Origin of the sequence: Arthrobacter sp. S39 (assembly GCF_004320525.1) — a bacterium.
GTDB lineage: Bacteria > Actinomycetota > Actinomycetes > Actinomycetales > Micrococcaceae > Arthrobacter.
Genome location: NZ_SIHX01000002.1, coordinates 255,384 through 273,908, shown reverse-complemented (window position 1 = coordinate 273,908; position 18,525 = coordinate 255,384). Strand labels below are relative to the sequence as shown.

12 protein-coding genes are annotated in these 18,525 nt (G+C 68.2%); 6 read left to right on the top strand and 6 right to left on the bottom strand.

From position 1 onward, the window contains the following. Position 1: 1 nt before the first annotated feature. Positions 2-1,318 carry a RuBisCO large subunit C-terminal-like domain-containing protein gene (locus EYS21_RS05195; RefSeq protein WP_131132134.1) on the top strand — a complete coding sequence of 439 codons (1,317 nt, stop codon included), beginning with the start codon at positions 2-4 and terminating at the stop codon, positions 1,316-1,318. Continuing rightward, a complete protein-coding gene (locus EYS21_RS05190) occupies positions 1,311-2,612 on the top strand; it encodes a four-carbon acid sugar kinase family protein (protein ID WP_131132133.1) in 1,302 nt (433 codons plus the stop codon). The genes EYS21_RS05195 and EYS21_RS05190 overlap by 8 nt, the downstream gene beginning before the upstream one ends. 63 nt (positions 2,613-2,675) lie before the next feature. Here the strand turns inward: EYS21_RS05190 and EYS21_RS05185 are convergent, their stop codons facing one another. Continuing rightward, the gene (locus EYS21_RS05185; RefSeq protein WP_131132132.1) at positions 2,676-5,618 is read right to left on the bottom strand and encodes a glycoside hydrolase family 2 TIM barrel-domain containing protein; all 2,943 of its coding nucleotides are present in this window, start codon (positions 5,616-5,618) and stop codon (positions 2,676-2,678) included. 12 nt (positions 5,619-5,630) lie between these two features. Then, the gene (locus tag EYS21_RS05180) at positions 5,631-7,166 is read right to left on the bottom strand and encodes a DUF4038 domain-containing protein (protein ID WP_131132131.1); all 1,536 of its coding nucleotides are present in this window, start codon (positions 7,164-7,166) and stop codon (positions 5,631-5,633) included. A gap of 204 nt (positions 7,167-7,370) precedes the next feature. Between EYS21_RS05180 and EYS21_RS05175 the strand changes: the two genes are divergently transcribed. After that, positions 7,371-10,004, top strand: a complete 2,634-nt coding sequence (locus EYS21_RS05175) for a glycoside hydrolase family 78 protein (protein WP_131132130.1) — start codon at positions 7,371-7,373, stop codon at positions 10,002-10,004. A 40-nt stretch (positions 10,005-10,044) separates the two neighbouring features. On the opposite strand, the gene EYS21_RS05170 is transcribed toward EYS21_RS05175, so the two are convergent. Beyond that, on the bottom strand, positions 10,045-11,055 hold the full coding sequence (locus EYS21_RS05170; protein ID WP_131132129.1) for a LacI family DNA-binding transcriptional regulator: 1,011 nt from the start codon (positions 11,053-11,055) through the stop codon (positions 10,045-10,047). 3 nt (positions 11,056-11,058) lie between these two features. Next, positions 11,059-12,105 carry a D-2-hydroxyacid dehydrogenase gene (locus tag EYS21_RS05165; protein WP_131132128.1) on the bottom strand — a complete coding sequence of 349 codons (1,047 nt, stop codon included), beginning with the start codon at positions 12,103-12,105 and terminating at the stop codon, positions 11,059-11,061. A 298-nt stretch (positions 12,106-12,403) separates the two neighbouring features. Between EYS21_RS05165 and rsgA the strand changes: the two genes are divergently transcribed. The 3 genes from rsgA (at position 12,404) to EYS21_RS05150 (ending at position 17,105) form a co-directional block, all read left to right on the top strand. Next, a complete protein-coding gene (rsgA, locus tag EYS21_RS05160; RefSeq protein ID WP_131132127.1) occupies positions 12,404-13,564 on the top strand; it encodes a ribosome small subunit-dependent GTPase A in 1,161 nt (386 codons plus the stop codon). 193 nt (positions 13,565-13,757) lie between these two features. Then, positions 13,758-16,037 carry a glycoside hydrolase family 127 protein gene (locus tag EYS21_RS05155; protein ID WP_131132126.1) on the top strand — a complete coding sequence of 760 codons (2,280 nt, stop codon included), beginning with the start codon at positions 13,758-13,760 and terminating at the stop codon, positions 16,035-16,037. 51 nt (positions 16,038-16,088) lie between these two features. After that, complete coding sequence (locus EYS21_RS05150; protein WP_131132125.1) at positions 16,089-17,105, top strand: LacI family DNA-binding transcriptional regulator; 1,017 nt, start codon at positions 16,089-16,091, stop codon at positions 17,103-17,105. A 46-nt stretch (positions 17,106-17,151) separates the two neighbouring features. Here EYS21_RS05150 and EYS21_RS05145 read toward each other — a convergent pair whose 3' ends face one another. Together EYS21_RS05145 and EYS21_RS05140 are read right to left on the bottom strand one after the other, a co-directional pair. Continuing rightward, positions 17,152-17,898 carry a lytic transglycosylase domain-containing protein gene (locus EYS21_RS05145; protein ID WP_131132124.1) on the bottom strand — a complete coding sequence of 249 codons (747 nt, stop codon included), beginning with the start codon at positions 17,896-17,898 and terminating at the stop codon, positions 17,152-17,154. Positions 17,899-17,992: 94 nt separating this feature from the next. Next, positions 17,993-18,457: a nuclear transport factor 2 family protein gene (locus EYS21_RS05140; protein ID WP_131132123.1), complete on the bottom strand. Its 465-nt coding sequence runs from the start codon at positions 18,455-18,457 to the stop codon at positions 17,993-17,995. Positions 18,458-18,525 lie beyond the last annotated feature (68 nt).

Below are 18,525 nucleotides of genomic sequence, written 5' to 3'. Positions count from 1 at the left end.
AATGACCCCCACAGTTACCCCCGGCCTCGCCACGGATCCGTCCGCCACAGCCCGGGCGGACGCGAAATCGCAGCACGTTGTCGCCACGTATCACATCGAGACGTCGCTCGACCTCCGGCACGCAGCCGAAGTTCTGGCCGGCGAGCAGTCCACGGGCACGTTCATCCGGGTGGCACGGGAGTCCGACGAGCTGCGGTCCCGGTTCGCGGCCCAGGTGGTGGACCTGGAGGAAATCCCGCTGACCGGTTCGTCGCCGCTGCCAGGCGCCGTCGGTGATCCGGCCAAACGCCGCCGCGCCAGGGTGCGGCTCCGGTTCCCGCTCTCGAACTTCGGCCCCTCCCTGCCCAACCTGCAGGCCGCCGTCGCCGGCAACCTGTTCGAGATCAAGGAACTTGCGGCGATCAAGCTCATGGACCTCGACCTCCCCGAGGCCTTCGCCGAGCGCTACCCCGGACCGGCCTTTGGCGTTGAAGGAACCCGCCGGCTGATGTCGCGCCCCTCCGGCGCCCTGATCGGAACGATCATCAAGCCGAGCATCGGGCTGACCCCCGGGGAGCTGGCCGAGGTGGCCGCCGAGCTGGCCAGTGCCGGCGTCGACTTCATGAAGGATGACGAGCTGCAGGGCAACGGCCCTTCAGCTCCCCTGGCCGCACGGGTGCGGGCCGTCATGCCGGTGCTGCAGCGCCATGCCGACCGCACCGGCGTGATGCCGATGTATGCCTTCAACATCACCGACGACATCGGCCGCCTCGAAGCCAACCACGACCTGGTGGTCGAGGCCGGCGGCACGTGCGTGATGGCCTGCATCAACATGATCGGCCTGTCCGGAGTGGAATTCCTGCGCCGCCACGCTGCCGTGCCCATCCACGGGCACCGGGCGATGTTTGGCGCCATCAGCCGGTCAGACCAGCTGGGGTTCTCGTTCCGGGCCTGGCAGAAGCTGGCCCGGCTGTCGGGTGTGGACCACCTCCACACCAACGGCATCAGCAACAAGTTCTACGAGAACGACGACGAGGTGCTCGACTCGATCGCGGCGGTGCGGGAACCCCTTCTCGGGCAGACGCCGACCCTGCCTGTACTATCGTCCGGACAGTGGGCGGGCCTCGCCCACGCAACCTATGCGGCCACCGGCACGGATGACCTGCTGGTTCTCGCGGGCGGCGGAATCCACGGCCACCCGGACGGGCCGGCCGCCGGCGTGAGGAGTATGCGTGCCGCGTGGGATTCCGCCGGGCGCGGCGAAGAGATGGCGACGGCCCTCGCCGCTTCAGCCGAGTTCCGCCGTGCCGTCGAGACTTTCGGAGCACCGCGTGGGTGACCTGCGACTCGCCTTCTACGGCGACGACTTCACCGGCAGCGTCGACGTGCTCCTGCAGCTCCGGCGGGCGGGCTGGACCAGCCGCCTTTTCCTGGGGCTGCCGGTTCCTGCCGAGCTGCAGGCCGCCGCCGCGGAAGTGGACGCCGTGGGTGTGGCAGGCGTGGCGCGCTCCTTGCCGACGGGCCGGATCGAGCAGGAAGTACGGCCGGTGCTCGAGGCGCTCAGGGCGCTCCGGCCGCAGATCGTGCAGTACAAGGCATGTTCAACGGCTGACTCGTCGCCGGAGGTGGGAAGCCTGGGGCGCGTTCTTGAGATCGCCAGGGACGTGTTCGGTCCCGCCACCGTGCCCGCCCTTTTCGCGCAGCCTGATTTCGGCCGCTACACCGCGTTCGGCCATCACTTCGCCGCGGAGGCGGGGCAGGTCTACCGCCTTGACCGCCAGCCGACGATGTCACAGCACCCGGTCACCCCGATGCGCGAGTCCGACCTCGCCAGGCACCTCTCGCTGCAGACCCGCCTTCCCGTCGGCTCCATGCACCTCACCGAGTACACGGATGCACCGGACGTCGCCCGCGCCTTGGGGCTCCGGACTGAGGCCGCCACCGTCCTGGACGCCATGACGGACGGGCACATTGAACTTGTCGCCGAAGCCGTGGTGGCCAACTCCCGATCAAATGCACCGCATTTCGTGATGGGCTCCGGCGGGTTCAGCCGCGGCCTGGCGTCCGCCCTCTCCCACGGCACCACGGCCCACGTGGACATGGCCGATGGGCTGAACGCGGACGGGCCCGTCCTTGCGGTCTCGGGCTCCCAGTCACCCCAGACGTCGCGGCAGATCGACGACGCCCGCAGCCAGGGCTGGACCGTCCTCGCTTTATCCGCAGACGATGACGGTCCGCTGCAGGACCGCGTCGTTCAGGAGCTTTCGGCGGGCCGAAGCGTAGTGGTGACCACCGGCGATGCGGCAGAACCGCGCGACGGCGGCAGCCTGGTGGAGGCGCTTTCGGCCCGCCTTTCGGGTGTCATCGAAGCTGCCCTCCGGGAGGGCGGCAACCACCGGGTGATCGTCTGCGGCGGGGACACGTCCAGCCACGTCCTCCGGCAGCTCGGCGCCCGTTCCCTGTCGATCGCGGCGAACCCGGCGGGCAATGTGGTCCTGTGCCGGGTTGCATCGCCCAACAGTTGGCTGGACGGCACCGAAATGCTGCTCAAAGGCGGCCAGGTGGGCCCGGTGGACCTTTTCGAGCTGATCCGCAACCTCCAGGCCAGGCCGCGGGTCGCGCCGGTCAGCTGATTCCGGCATGCGGGTCACCGGGGCGGCGTGCGAAGTTCGCACGCCGCCCCGTCGCTTCCGGCATCAGGCCTGGAAGCGGACACTCCAGGTGGTCGCCTCGCGGGGAAGCCGGTACTGCTCCGGCAGGGACGGCCCGCACGCCGCCGATCCCAGCCCGGACTGCGCGTGGTCCACGTTCAGCCACACCCGGCCGGAATCCGCCAGGTCGTGGGGGTGCCGGGCGCGTTCCAGGGCCTCGCTGGTCCAGCGCCGTGCCGTGAAGTGGAACACCGGGTCACCTTCAACCTTTAGAGTGGGCAGCCCGGCGCCTGAAAGCTCAAGCCAGCGCGTTTCCACGTGGTTGCCGTTTTCCTGGGGCACCGGATAACCGACCTGCAGGCCGTCGAGACTGGACGCATATGTCCCGACGGCGGCGGCCTCCCGCGAATCCGCGTACGACTCCCCCGGTCCACGTCCGAACCACCGCGCCTCCTCGTAGGCGCCCGGCAAGCCAAGCCGCAAGCCCAGCCGCGGCAGGACGATGTCCCGGTGCTGGTATGGGGTATCCGCCCACGGGCCGGTGAAATCCACTGAAACCTCCAGCCGGAGTCCCGGGCCGTCGGCGGTCCAGTCGAACACGTACTCAATGGCATGCGGGTGGGTGGCCGCGGCGGATCGCCCCGCCACCCGCAGGCGGTCGCCGTCGGCCTCGATGCGGTCGGTGCGGTGCTGCATCCGGTCGAGCCCGACGGCGGACCACACGGCCGCGAGGTTATTGTTGCCGCCCTGCCCGCGGTCGTTCTCGGTGGGGGCCCGGTACACGTCGAGCTGCGGACCGTCGAGTTCCAGCCGTCCGAGCCGTAGGAGCCTCCCGGACGCCGGGTCGAAGACAGCGTCACCGAGCCGCAGCCCGCCGTCGGACGACACCTGATGCCACGCGGACACAGGCCCCCGCAAAGGTTCCGCGCGCCGCTGTTTGGGACGGACAGCCAGGGCTCCCTGGGACCACGCCACGAGATGTCCGGCGGGAGCCCACGCGGTGTCCTCCCTGAGTTCCGCCTCGACGGTGAGCCACCATTCGCCCGGCTCATCACCGGGGTCAACCGGGCACGGCACCGTGACGCTCTCCCCGGCGGCGACGGCCGGGACGGCAAGGACGCCGTTGCCGCGCGGGACACCATCGAGCTCCAGGCGCCAGGTGAAACCCAGGTGCTCGAGCCCGACGGCGTCGTGGTCGTTCCGGATCACGATCGTCTCCGCAACGGAAATCTCCACCGGCTGGAGCACTTTCTTCAGTTCGGCCAGGCCGGGCGACGGCGTGCGGTCCGAAAAGACCAACCCGTCCAGGCAGTAGCGGCCGCCGTTCGGGCGGTAGTCAACGTCCGAGCCGTGCATGATGAACTCGCGGCCGGCGGCATCCCGGTGCGTGAAGCCGTGGTCGATCCACTCCCACACAAAGCCGCCGCAGAACCTTTCGTAGGCCTTCAGGATGCGGTGGTAGTCCAGCAGCGAACCAGGACCGTTGCCCATCGCGTGGGCGTATTCACAGAGCAGGAACGGCAGCGAGCGGCGGCGGGCATCGTCTTCGTCGTTGATTTCCTCAGGCCGTGGATCCTCGCGCCGGCCGATCTGCTCCAGCAGCTCGAGCGATGGGTACATCAGCGATGCGAAGTCGGAGTTGCGGTAGCTCGGGTCGCGTTCGTAGTGGAGGGGACGCGACGGGTCACGCTCCCGGATCCAGGCCTCCACGGCGTCGAAGTTCTCGCCAATCCAGCTCTCGTTCGCCAGCGACCAGGCCACGACGCTGGGGCTGTTCTTGTCCCGCTCCACCATGCGCCGGGTGCGGTCGAGCATGGCCGGCAGCCAGCGGGGGTCCGCCGGCGGGTTGCCCTCCCAGCCCGCGTAGATAAAGCCGTGCGTCTCCAGATCGGATTCCTCCACCACCCAGAGGCCGTATTCGTCGCACAGCCGGACGAACTCGGGGTGAGGCGGATAGTGGCTGGTGCGTACTGCGTTGATGTTGTGCTGCTTCATCAGCTCGATGTCGCGCACCATCGTTTCCCGGTCGAGCGTACGGCCCGTGTCCGGGTGGTGTTCGTGCCGGTTCACCCCGCGGAAGAACACCGGCCTGCCGTTGACGCGGAGCACGCCGTCGGAGATCTCCACGGTACGGAAACCTATCCTCAGCTCCACCGTTTCGCCCGCTGACGTGAGCGTTCCGCGGTACAGCCGCGGCGATTCGGCGCTCCATGGCTGCACGGGGACGGTGGCGGTTTCGCCGGCGGCCATGCTGATCCCCAGCTCCGGGATCTCCACGCGGGCCGGCGTTGAGGCGTCCACCCGGAGGGTGCCCTGGCCGGTCCGGTGGTTGAAGCCGGCGTGGACAAAGTGATCGTCAATGGCACCGGCCGGCCGTTCGATGAGCTCAACATCGCGGAAGATCCCGGGCAGCCACCACATGTCCTGGTCCTCCAGGTAGGTGCCCGAGGACCAGCGGTGGACGCGCACGGCGAGCACGTTCTCGCCTGGAAGCACGGGGGCGTCGAATTCGAAGGGCAGCCGGCTTCCGGTGGAAAAGCCCAGTTCCTGCCCGTTCAGCCAGACCTTCGCGCAGGAATCCACCCCCTGGAAGCGCAACACGGCCCGGCCCCAGTCCTCGGGGACGTCGAACACCAGCCGGTAGTCCCCGGTGGGGTTTTCGGTGGGGACCCGCGGCGGGTCCAGCGGCATGGGCAGTGCCGTGTTGGTGTAGAGCGGTCCCTCATCCGTGCCGCGCAGCGACCGGGCGGTTCCGCCGGCCAGCGGCGTGACGGGTTCGAGGACCCAGTGGGACGGGACACGGATGGTGTCCCAGGCCGAGTCATCGAACCCGACCTTGTTGAAACCGTCGCCGGTGCCTGCGGCAGTCGGCGAAAGCCGGAACCGCCAGCTTCCGTTGAGGCTGAGCCGGCGGGCGTCGCTGACGGCATCCGCGCGCGGCTCGCGGCGGCCGGCTCCCGGGGCAAAGTCGTCCCAATAATTTGGCATGGATAGTCCTGTTCAGTGTGCGTTTATGGCGGCGGATTGCCGGATCCGGCGGATGCGCAGCGCCAGCGCCTCGCCGCCAGGCAGCTGCACCGGTTCGGCCCCTGCCGCGAAGGCATCATTCCGCTGGACATCAGTCAGTTCGAAGGCCTGCTCAGCGGTCTTGACGGTCATGTTCCAGGTGTCGATCACGTCGACCTCGAAGCGGTCCCCGACCTCCAGCGGGATCCCCATCCCCGTATTCGGCAGCCGGAACGTCCACGACGCGGGAGCCGATCGGCCAAGGTACTGGAAGTACACCTGCCGTGGAATGCCGGCGACGAAACCTTCGTCCCACCAGTTGTCGATGGGGTCCAGGCCGGCGCCGTCCACCTCGTCCAGCACCTGCCGCAGGAACCCTAGCCGTTCCGGACTCTCGCCCTGCAGGAGCCCGCCTTCGACGATGTGGAGGCTGCCGCCGTCGAGCACAAAGCTCTCACCGTGCGAGGCGTAGCAACCCGACACGGTGGCAATCCAGAACTGATGGACCAGTTCACGGGCCGTGAGGTGTCCCCACCGCTCGGGCACGTCGCCTTCGTACTTGATCTCGTCGAGCACGATCGGCTTGAGGTAGGCGTCGCGGAACAGCGACGCGCGGCCGAAGTCCTCGGTAGCCTGCCCGAGCTGGAGGGAGGCGTGCGTGACCCACGGCTGGTTGTAGTCGTACATGCGAACCCAGTTGTGGATGGAGCGCAGGTGGTCATGGGGATCCAGGGCAGCGAGCAGTTCGCCGGCCGCGTCCCACCGGGCGGTGGGGCGGTCCAGGATATCGAACTCGTTGCAGAGCGACCACCAGACGTTGGAGTAGGCCGAGAGCCGGGCCACCAGGTAGCGCAGGTACGCGGCGTCCTCGGCATCGGTCAGACCGTCGAGGCCGAAGCGGCCATTGTCATAGGCGTTGTAGATGAGGACATCGGCCTGGATCCCCCGGGACTGCAGGAGCACGACGGCGGCGTCGAGCCGCCGGAAGAAAGTCACCACCGGGCGGGTCACGTCGTAGCGGCCGTCGGCGCCGCGTTCAAAAGGCAACAGCTCAGGGAAATGCTCCACATAGCCGCCCGCCTGCGGGAAGACCATAAAGCGCAGCTTGTTGAAACCGGCCTCAGCCAGCGGGTCCACGGTGGCCGCGAATCTTTCCTCGGGCTGGTGCAGCCAGTTGTACACGGTGGCTCCGACCGGCCGGAACGGCGTACCGTCCGCATGGGCGAAGTGGAACGTGCCAGCCACCCTGACGGGCCCGTACTCCGCAGTCGCCGGGGAGACCACGTTTACACTGCCTGTGGCCCCGGCCAGTTCGGCGGACTCCGAACTGGTGGTCCAGGTCCAGCGGCCTTCGCGTTCGGGGGCGAAGCGCGCCAGGTAGCGGTCGCCGCCGTCCCAGAATCCAGGCACCCTCCTGACGTCGCCGGACTCGTGTTCGAACACGGCCCAGAACGGAATCCGATCCGCCGGAACAGGTTCGTCCGGCCCGGTGAGTAGGACTTCGAGCACCGCGTAGCGGGGGTGCGTCATGGAGTGATCCTTTCAGGCGAGCGCTGGCGCTCGGGAACGTTGGAGGGGCAACTATTGAACCGTATCAATATCTAATCCCACGAAACAAGGCTCCAAAGGCGAAACTCTTGAAACGTGTCAAGAACTACGCAATGATGGGGAGGACCGCTTTCACAGTCCACTTCCCGGGCCTGCGCCGACAGGCCCGCCCCACCAGGAGTTCTCATGAGCATCACCGTTGGTGCACCAACGTTCGAACACCACCGCCAGGCCCTCGGCACCGGCGTTGCCGCGCCACGGATCTCCTGGAAGACCCAGGCACCGCCGGGTTGGAGCCAGGCCGCCTACGAGGTGCAGGTGGACCGCGGCGGCACCGTTGACTCGCCGCCATCAGTGCACTCCGCGGACTCGGTCCTTCAGCCCTGGCCTGCTGCGCCGCTCGGCTCCCGCGAGCAGGCGACCGTCCGGGTCCGGGTCACCGGCGCGGACGGCACCCGCTCGGAGTGGAGCGAACCTGGCACCGTCGAGGCGGGTCTGCTGGAGCCCAGCGACTGGCAGGCGATGGCGGTCGGCGCAGGCTGGGAGGAGGATCCGGCGTCGGACGAACGGCGGCCGCCACTGCTGCGGCGCGAGTTTGCCGTGCGAAGCGACGTCGCCTCGGCGCGGCTCTACGTCACAGCCCACGGGCTCTACGAAGTCGAAATCAATGGCCGGCGTGTGGGCGACGACGCCATGTCACCCGGCTGGACCACCTACAACCATCGGCTCCGCTACTACACCTACGACGTCACCGGCCACCTCGCTTCCGGCGCGAACGTCATCGGATCCTGGCTCGGGGACGGCTGGTACCGCGGGCGGCTCGGCTGGTACGGCGGCTTCCAGAACCTCTACGGCACCGACCTGTCGCTGCTCGCCCAGCTTGAAGTCCGGTACAGCGACGGCTCCGTGGAGGTCATCACCACCGATGACTCCTGGCGGGCGGCGCCGAGTCCTATCGTCCGCAGCGGCAACTACGACGGCGAACTGTACGACGCGCGGCTTGAGCTCGACGGCTGGTCCCGGCCCGGATTCGACGACGCCGATTGGCACCGTGTTGTCGCCGCCCACCGCGACCCCGCCACGCTGGTGGCTCCCGAGGGACCCCCCGTCCGCTGCACCCAGGAGCTGACGCCTGTGGCGGTGCTGACCACCCCGAGCGGCAGGAAGGTCCTTGATTTTGGCCAGAACCTCGTGGGGCGCCTTCGCATCCGGGTTTCCGGCGAGGCGGGCAACTCAGTCCTCATCAGCACCGCGGAGGTGCTGCAGGACGGCGAGATCTACACCCGTCCGCTGCGCAGCGCGAAGTCGACCGACGAATACATCATGGCCGGGCGGCCGGGCGAGGAATGGGAGCCGCGGTTCACGTTCCACGGGTTCCGCTACTCGGAGGTCAGTGGCTGGCCGGGCGACCTTGAGGCTGCCGTTGCCCGCGGCGACGTCGTCGCCCGCGTTTATCACACCGACCTTGAGCGCACGGGCTGGTTCGAGAGTTCGAACCCCAGCGTCAACCGGCTCCACGAGAACGTCCTCTGGAGCATGCGGGGGAACTTCCTCGACATCCCCACCGACTGCCCGCAGCGGGATGAACGCGTCGGCTGGACCGGCGACATCCAGGTCTTCGCGCCCACCGCCTCGTACCTCTATGACGTCTCCGGCATGCTCTCGAGCTGGCTGAAGGACGTGGCGGCGGAGCAGCTTCCCGACGGAACGGTGCCCTGGTATGTCCCCGTTATTCCCGCGCACAAGATGTGGACTCCCATCCGCCCGGGGGCGGCGTGGGGCGATGTCGCAACGTTCACGCCGTGGACTCTGTACGAGCGCTTCGGCGATCCCGGAATCCTGGAAGCGCAGTATGACAGCGCGAAACGCTGGGTGGAACTGGTGGAGCGCCTCGCCGGCCCCGACCGGCTCTGGAATGAAGGATTCCAGCTGGGCGACTGGCTCGATCCGTCCGCCCCGCCGCATGATCCGGCCGACGCCCGCACGGACCGGTACCTCGTGGCCACGGCGTACTTCGCCCGCTCCGCGGACCGGATGGCCCGCATGGCCGGAGTCCTGGGCCGGCCCGACGATGAGGAACGCTTCGCCCGGCTGGCCGCCGACGTCCGCCGCGCGTTTGCCGCCGCGTATGTGCTCCCCGACGGACGCATGACCAGCGACGCCCAGACGGCGTACTCGCTGGCGATCGGGTTCGAACTGGTACCCGAGGCCGACATGGCCGCTGCCGGGCGCCGCCTCGCCGAACTTGTCGAGGAGGCCGGGCACCGCATTGCTACGGGATTTGTGGGCACACCGCTGGTTTCCGATGCCCTCACGGTCACGGGACATGCGGACTCGGCCTACAGCCTCCTGCTGGAAGAACAGGCTCCGTCCTGGCTGTACGCGGTGGTGCAGGGCGGCACCACGATCTGGGAACGCTGGGACAGCATGCTGCCGGACGGCACGGTGAACCCGGGCAAAATGACCTCGTTCAACCACTACGCCCTGGGAGCCGTGGCCGACTGGCTGCATCGCGTGGTGGCAGGCCTGGCGCCCGGAGCGCCCGGCTACCGGCACATCGTTTTCCGGCCGCAGCCGGGCGGCGGGCTCACCCACGCTTCCGCGGAACACGAGACACCGTACGGACGGGCGGCCATCGCCTGGCGGATCGACGGCGGGACCCTGCGCGTGGACCTTACCGTGCCCACGGGTGCGACGGCGACAGTGCAGCTTCCCGGGGGCGGCGAAGTCGAGATCCACAGCGGTAAGCATCACTTCGAAAGTGCGGCAGCCGCCGTCGACCGCGTTCCCGTGCCGGTCCGCGAAGCCTCCGCGATGTAGGGTGTCCGGCGGCGGGGCCATCTCCCCGCCGCCGGACACCTCAGGCGAGAGTCGACGCCCGGACGATCAGCTTCGGCTGGAAGACGATCTGTTTGGCGGACTTCGTGTCATTGGCGATGACCGCCTGGAGGAGTTCCACGGCTGCGATGCCAAACTCCTCATGGGGTGCCCGGACCGACGTCAGCGGAATGACCGAGGCTTCCGCGAATTCGATGTCGTCGTACCCGACGAGGAGGATGTCGGCAGGGACGCGCAGTCCGCTGTCCACCACAAGACCGTGCATCAGGCCCAAGGCGAGGAGGTCATTGGCGGCGAAAATTGCCTCGGGCCTGCGCTCCGGTGAGCGTTTGGCGATCTCTGCTGCTACCTCCCGGCCCACGGCGAGGGTCCGGTTGCCCACATTGATCACCTCAAGGGTGGCATCCACGCATTCGCGCACCGCCCGGCTGGCACCCTCGATCCGGTCCGAGATCTGCGGTACCCCCAAGGGACCTCCAACAAAGGCGATGCGCCGCGCCGACTGCTCGATGAGATGCTTCGCTGCCAGGTATCCGCCCATTTCGTCGTCCACCGACACGGAAGGCTGGTCGATGGCCAGAGCCCGCTGCCCCACGAGAACGCTCGGGGTGCCAAGCCTGCGGATGTGGGCCAGCCGGTCCTCGATGGGGCCATGCGATGCCACCAGCAGGCCACGGACCCGGTGCGCCTGGAACATTTCCAGATAGGCGTCTTCCCGTTCCCTGCTCCTGTTGGAATTGGCCAGGAAAACGGACAATCCGTCAGCCGCGGCGCGTTGCTCGACCCCCTCGGCAATGGTGGCAAAGAAGGGGTTGCTGATGTCGGGCGCAATGTACGCGATCGTTGCGCTGCTGCCGCGGCGCAGCTGCGAGGCGGCGTCGTTGCGGACGAAACCCAGTTCGTCGATGGCACGCTGGATCCGCTCGCGCTTCTCGGGGGACACCTTGTCCGGATGGTTGATGAAGTGCGAAACAGTGCCCTGCGCCACCTGCGCCAACGCTGCGACTTCCCGGATTCCTACCCTTGAGGCCATGGCCTAGTAGAACTCGACGGTGTTGACCCGATTTACGAGCGGCTCTCCGTCGAGGAGCCGGGTCGCATTCGCGGCGAACAGCTCGGCAATGAGCCTTTCCTCGTCGTCGTTGACCGCCGCGGCGTGCGGGCTGATCAGGACGTTCGGCATTCCCCACAGCGGGCTGTCCGCGGGGAGCGGCTCGGTGTCAAAGACGTCGAGGGCGGCGAAGCCGATCCTGCCGTCAGCGAGTGCCTCCACCAGGGCAGGTTCATCCACCGTCGACCCTCTGCCGACATTCACGATCGTGGCTCCTGGCTTGACGCTCTCCAGGACCGTCCGGCTGACAACGCGGTGCGTGGCCGTTGTGCCCGGGAGGCAAACGACGATGGCGTCCGCTCCTGCTACGGCTTCTGCCAACTGTCCCATGGGGTAGATCCGCTCAATCCCCGGCACCTCCACCTGCCTGCGGTGGGCACCGATGACCCGTGCGCCGAGGGCTGCCAGCTTTTCTGCAACAGCTCTGCCGATTCCACCGAGGCCCACCACGAGGACGGTCTGCGCGGACAGCTGTGCCACCGTGCGGCGCTCCCCCCACGTCCGGTTCCGCTGATCGGCCAGGAGCCTGCCGAGGTCCCTGGCGCCGGCCAACACCCCGAATACCGCGAACTCTGCGAGCGGCTGGGCGTGGACGCCGCCTGACGTAGTGAAGGCAACGCGCTCCAGCTGCATCTGGCTCAGGCCTGCGGCCCGTACCTGCCCGCCGCCTCCGGCAGGCGTGGTGTGCACCCACAGCAGCCGTTCGTTCGCTTCAACGGCGCGTTTGAGCTGCGACGACGACTGGTCCGGAACACCGTACAACGCGTCTGCCGAGTCGATCAGCTTCTCAAACCGGGCCTGCTCTTCCGCGCTGCGCGTGAATTCTTCGTCGCCCCTGTGGTCGCCGGGATAGCGCTGGGGCGGCAGCAGCGCCTGGTCGCGGACCACCTCCACGCGCGGCTCGGTCCGTTCAATGAGCTCGCACAGCTCCTCAGGCAGCGGGGTTGGCACAACAACGCGGAGGGTCTTCATGGGTCCACTCTAATTGAACAGCTTGACACGTTTCATTACATGACCGGGATAAAAGCCCTACCCAACGCGCGCGCCCGCGGCTACACTCGGAAACCGAGAGTCCGTGCAGGCAGCCGGACACCGGGAGAGAACGGAGGTGGTTTTGATGACTGTTTCAGCCGCGCGCCCAGAGCGCCCCACACCCATCAAACCAATCACCCCCGTTTCCAGCATCCGCACCGCCTAAGGCGCACCCGACAGGTTTTGCCCGCGGGACTGCGCGCACGCGGTGCCTGGGGACTTTTCCCGAGGACTGACCTTGAACAATTCGTCAGGCACCAGCCTGGACAGCATTTCCGCATTCACTTCCAGCCAGCAAGGGCCCACAACGTACGGCTACTCCCCCGCCGTAGCCCATCACTTCGACGCCCATCAGTCCGAGCACCACCAACACCACCAGCCCGGACGCGTGGTCCGCGTTGACCGCAACCTCGTCCTGACCGCCGTCGGCACGGAACTCCTCCACCTGCCCTATCCCCTCGACGCCGGCCCGCCGGTCACGGGCGACTGGGTCTGGATCGGCCCCAACCGCGCGGGCGACCGCCAGATCACCGGGATCCTGCCCCGCAGGTCCGAACTCAGCCGGAAACGCGCCTTTGAAGACTCGTCGGAAGCGCAGGTCCTGGCCGCGAACGTGGACGTGGTGGGCGTGGTGGTCCCGGTGGACCGGCCGCTCACGCACAACCGCCTGGAGCGCACCCTCGTGGCCGCCTGGGATTCCGGCGCTGTTCCTCTGGTGATCATCACCAAGGCCGACCTGGCGGACGTGGCGGACGACGTCGTCGGGAAGGTCATCCTGCAGGCGGCGGGCGTGGACGTGGTCACCACCTCGGCCGAGAACGGCGACGGGATCGATGCACTGCTGGCGCACCTTCCGCCGCAGTGCACCCTGGTCCTCCTCGGCCCGTCGGGCGCCGGCAAATCCACCCTCATCAACGCCCTTGTGGGCCACCAGGTCCAGCACACCGGCGAGGTCCGCTCCGGCGACTTCAAAGGCAAGCACACCACCACGTCCCGCGAACTCGTGCCACTGCCCAACGGCGCCGTCCTCATGGACACCCCGGGCGTCCGGGGATTCGGACTGTTCGACGCCGGCGAAGGCATGGGCGAGATGTTCGCCGATGTGGAGGATCTGGCCAGCCGGTGCCGGTTCGCGGACTGCGCCCACCAGCAGGAGCCGGGCTGCGCCGTGCAGGAGGCTCTGGCTGACGGAAGGCTCGACGAGCGCCGCTGGCACAGCTACCAAAAGCTGCAGCGCGAGCTCGCCGCCCTGGCCCGGCGCAGCGATGCCGCCGCGCAGCGCGCCTACCAGCGCGAGTGGCACCAGAAGGTGGTGGTGGCCGGGAAATCGCAGCGCTCCGCGGAGCGTGACAGTTCCGAACGGAGGGACGAACAGCGGTCCAAACGGAAGCGGCGCTGACCCTAGGCGTTGCTCTATCACTCCTGGTTGCCAAACGTGCCTTTTAAGAACCGGGAGTGATAGAGCATCGTCGGGGAAGGGGCACCAAAGACGCGGGGCGGGAAAAGCCTTCAGGAGTCGACCTGTTTTCGGTAGGCTGAAAGCGCTTTCCCGACCGCTCTTCCAGAACCCCCGCCATCCCGAAAGGGCCTCCATGAGCCACCGCACGCCGTCGTTCCCGCTGTCCAGCGTCCGCCTGCTGCCCAGCGCGTTCAAGAACGCCCAGGACGTGGACCTCCGCTATGTCCTCAGCCTCGACGCCGACCGACTGCTCGCGCCCTTCCGCCGGGAAGCGGGACTTCCGACGGCGGCGCCCGGCTACGGCGGCTGGGAAGCCGACGGCCTGGACGGGCACATCGGCGGCCACTACCTTTCCGCCTGCGCACAGCTTTTCGCCGCCACCGGCGATCCCCACGTCCGGGAAAGCCTGGACCACGTCCTGGCGGTCCTGGCCGAATGCCAGGCCGCCGCCGGCGACGGATTCCTGGGCGGGGTTCCGGGCGGCCGGCGGCTTGGAGAGGAACTGGCTGCGGGGACTGTGGACGCGGATCTGTTCACCCTGAACGGCCGCTGGGTTCCGCTGTACAACCTGCACAAAACCTTCGCCGGCCTGCTCGACGCCTACACCTACGCGGGATCTAACCAGGCCCTCGCCATGCTGACCGCCCTGGCCGACTGGTGGCTGAAAATCTCCGCGACGCTGGACGGCGACGCCTTCGAGGAGATGCTCCACTCCGAGTTCGGCGGGCTCAATGACACCTTCGCCTCGCTGGCGGACATCACCGGCCGCGACGATTACCGCCGCGAGGCGCACCGGTTTGCCCACCGCGCCATCCTGGACCCCCTCGCCGCCGGACGCGATGAGCTCGACGGGCTGCACGCCAACACCCAGATTCCCAAGGTGGTGGGCTACGCCCGGCTCGCCGCCACCACCGGTGACGCCGGGTCCGCGCGGGCCGCGGACTTCTTCTGGGACACCGTGCTCACGCGCCGCACCGTCTCCATCGGCGGCAACAGCGTGCGTGAGCACTTCCACCCGTCCGGTGATTTCGCGTCCATGGTCCAGGACGAACAGGGCCCGGAAACCTGCAACACCTACAACATGGTCAAACTCGCCAAGCTCCGCTTCGAACGCACCGGCGACCCCGCGGCGGTCGACTTCTACGAGCGCGCCACCTACAACCACATCCTCTCCTCGCAGCACCCGGACAACGGCGGCTTCGTCTACTTCACACCCATGCGGCCGGCCCACTACCGCGTCTACTCCAAGGCCCAGGAATCCATGTGGTGCTGCGTCGGGTCCGGGCTGGAAAACCACGCCCGGTACGGCGAACTCATCTACAGCCACGGCCCGGAAGAACTCTCGGTGAACCTCTACATTCCGTCCGAACTGGACTGGTCGGAACACGGCGTGCACCTCAGGCTGGAGACCGACTTCCCCCGCTCCGACACCGCCACGCTGCACGTCACCGCGGACGCACCCACCGAGTTCACGCTCCGCCTCCGCCGTCCCGGCTGGGCCACGGGAATGGAGGCCGACGCCGGCGGGCAGCTTCTGGAGGCCGGTCCCGGCAGCCGGGACATCGCCATCCGCCGGACCTGGGAAGGCACCACGACCGTCACCGTCCGCCTGGCGGCCGAAGTGCGGGCCGAGGCGCTGCCGGACGGCTCACCCTGGGTCTCGTTCACGTATGGGCCCGTGGTCCTGGCAGCCCGCAACGGCGCCGACGGCGTCCCCGGCTGCGAGGCCCCGGACGAGCGGATGGGCCACGTCGCGTCCGGACCAAAGACTCCCCTCGCCGGCACACCGGTGGTCACTGCACCCAACCCCGCCGACGCCGTCGTACTCCTGGACCGCAAGACGCTCACGGCGGAACTGGCCGCGGAGCTCGACGGCCGCCCGGTCAGCGTGCGGCTGGAGCCGTTCGCCGGCATCCACGACGAGCGCTACACCGTCTACTGGCCCGCCGGAGTTTCAGCTGCGGAGCGCACCGCCGAACTGGCCGCCCTGGACGCCGCGGCAGCCGGCGCCGCTGATGTCATCGACAGCGTCACCGCCGGCGAGCAGCAGCCCGAATCCGACCACCACTTTGCCGGGGAATCCACCCGGGCCGGCGGCAGCGAAGGGGTGCACTGGCGCAGTGCCACCGGCTGGTTCTCCTATGCGCTGGCCGGACCCGGAGATGCCCCGGCGGTGCTGCGCGTCAGGTTCCGCGCCGGAAGTCTCGAGGGGACTGGACACGAGCTGCGCCTCAACGGCGTTCCGCTCGGCGAACCCGGCACTGCGTGGCGTAGCGTGGACGCGGACGTGCAGGATTTCGTGGTTCCCGCCGGAACCGTGGGAAAGCTCGTATTCTCCGTCCATGCCCTGCCCGGCATGGCCACCGGCGACCTGCTGTCCGTGCAGCTCCTGCGGGGCGATGCAACGTTGTAAAATATCCGTGACAGGCCGCCCGGGCCTGGCACAGCACCAGGGGGAGGCAGGATGGCGGCAACGCTTCACGACGTGGCCCGCGTGGCAGGCGTGTCCTTCAAGACCGTCTCCAACGTGATCAACAACCATCCGCACGTCCGGGACACCACGCGCGCCAAGGTGGAAAAGGCCATTGCCGAGCTCGGCTACCGGCCCAACCTGACCGCCCGCAGCCTGCGCTCCGGGCAGACCGGCGCCATCACCCTGGCACTCCCCCAGCTGAGCCTGCCGTACTTCGCCGAGCTGGCCGATGCCGTGATCGAAGCCGCCGCGAAACACGGCCTGGTGGTGCTGATAGAACAGACCGGCGCCGACCGGAAGCGCGAGCTGGAGGTCATGGCCAGCCCCCGGCTCAAGATGTCCGACGGCCTGATCTTCAGCCCGCTCGCCCTCGGCCAGGAGGACGCGGACCTGATCAAGGCTGACGTGCCGATCGTCCTGCTGGGCGAACGCATCTTCGGCAGCGCCTCGGACCACGTCACCATGCAGAACGTCACCGCCGCCCGGGCCGCCACCGAACACCTGCTGGACCTTGGGAAGAAGCGGATCGCTGTCGTGGGCGCCCATGAGGGGGAAGTGATCGGCTCGGCCGGACTTCGCCTGCGCGGGTACCGGGAAGCGCTGGAAGCGCGGGGAATTCCGTACGACGACGGGATCGTCGCCTATGTGGTGGACTGGCACCGGTCCAACGGTGCGGCCGCCATGCATGACCTGCTGGACCGCGGCGCCAGCTTCGACGCCGTCTTCGGGCTCAACGACACCCTGGCCCAGGGCGCCGTGCGCGTCCTGCAGGAAGCGGGCTTCCGTGTCCCGGACGACGTCGCCGTGATCGGCTTCGACGACCTGGACGAAACCCGGTACACCCTTCCCACGCTGAGCACCGTCGATCCTGGGCGGACAGAAATCGCCGAGACCGCCATCCGGATGCTGATGGAACGGATCAAGGATCCGAACGGAATGCCGCCCCGGGAGATTGAGACCGAGTTCAAGGTAGTGGTGCGCGAATCCACGGTCGGCTCAAGCGCGTAGGCCGCCGTCGGCCACAGTGTGCCTATGGCCGCCCGTGGGTTTGGCGTCAGCCCACCGCCTGCGCGGCGTACGCGGTGGCCGTTTCCCGGACCTGGTTCACGTAAGCATCGGACTGGTTGTAGGCGTAAACCGCGTCAGCCCAGCCCCGATCCGTGACCAGATCCCTCCCGCCGCCACACAGGTAAGTGGCTGCACTCACTGCAGCGTCGTCGATGTTGAAGGGGTCGGCGTTTCCGTCCCCGTTGCCGTCCCGGCCGGCGAACTGCCAGGTGGAAGGGATGAACTGCATTGGCCCCACGGCGCGGTCCCAACGGGGGTCGCCATCGAGGACACCGGCGTCCGTGTCGGCGATGGCGGCGAACCCGTCGCCGTCGAGGCTCGGCCCGACAATCGGCCCGGTTGCCTGGCCGGCGGCCGAGAGGCTTCCGCCGCCGTACGTCCCGTGGGCTGACTCGACGAAGCCGATGGCCGCCACCGTGTTCCAGCCGATCCCGCACCCCGGGTTGGTCGAACTGGCAGCGGCGGCCGCGGTGGCATAGGCCTGCAGCGCCCGTGCGGGGATGCCCGTTTCGGCGGCCGCGCCGGCCAGCCACTGCCCGTCAACAACCCTCGTGACCTTCAGCGCCGGGGTGCTGCTGGTTGAGAGCACCTCAAGCCGGGCCGCGGACTGCGGCGGCGCAGGCAACGTCACGGCCGCCGGCTGGCCGCCCATGCGGAGCGCCCAGAACAGAAAGCCGGTAATGACGCATACGAGGACGACGCACAGTACGGCCATGCGCTTGAGGCGGAGCATGACTCATTCCTATCAAACTTGTGAGTCGCTTATTTCTGCCGGAAGCTCACCCCTTGGCCGCGCAGGCACAGGACATTGCGTGGCAGCGGTCCGGTCAGGCCTTTTCAACCCATTGGGCGCGCCACTCCGGTGCGGCGAACGGCTCACTCCAGTAGGCCGTTTCCTTGGCGATGCGGCCGTCCCGGAACTCGAAAATGAACACCGTTTCGTACTGCGGACCGGCGTAATCCAGCAGGGCCTCTGCGATCACCAGGTTCCCGCCGCTGGACATCCGCCGCGGGGTGATGGTGGGCAACTGCGGGAAGGCGTTGTAGATGCCCCGCCGGTTCTCCGCGCCGCGCACAATTTCCCCGGATTGCGGCCAGTGCATCACCGCATCCTCATGGAACAGCTCGTCCATGATCTCGATCCGGCGGTCGTTGATACACGCGATCAGCCGGTTGACCACGTCTTCATTGGCGCTTGATTCACCCACGGTGTTGACCTGACTCCTCGAGGATTTCCACTGGTGCCTCGCATTGTCCTCCGGATAGCCATGCTGCGCCACGGCTTTCGGCATGTCCGAAATTGTTCAAATCCTGGAGTGTCCGGGTGGTGGCTGGCACGCTGGATACGGGTGGCATCGGC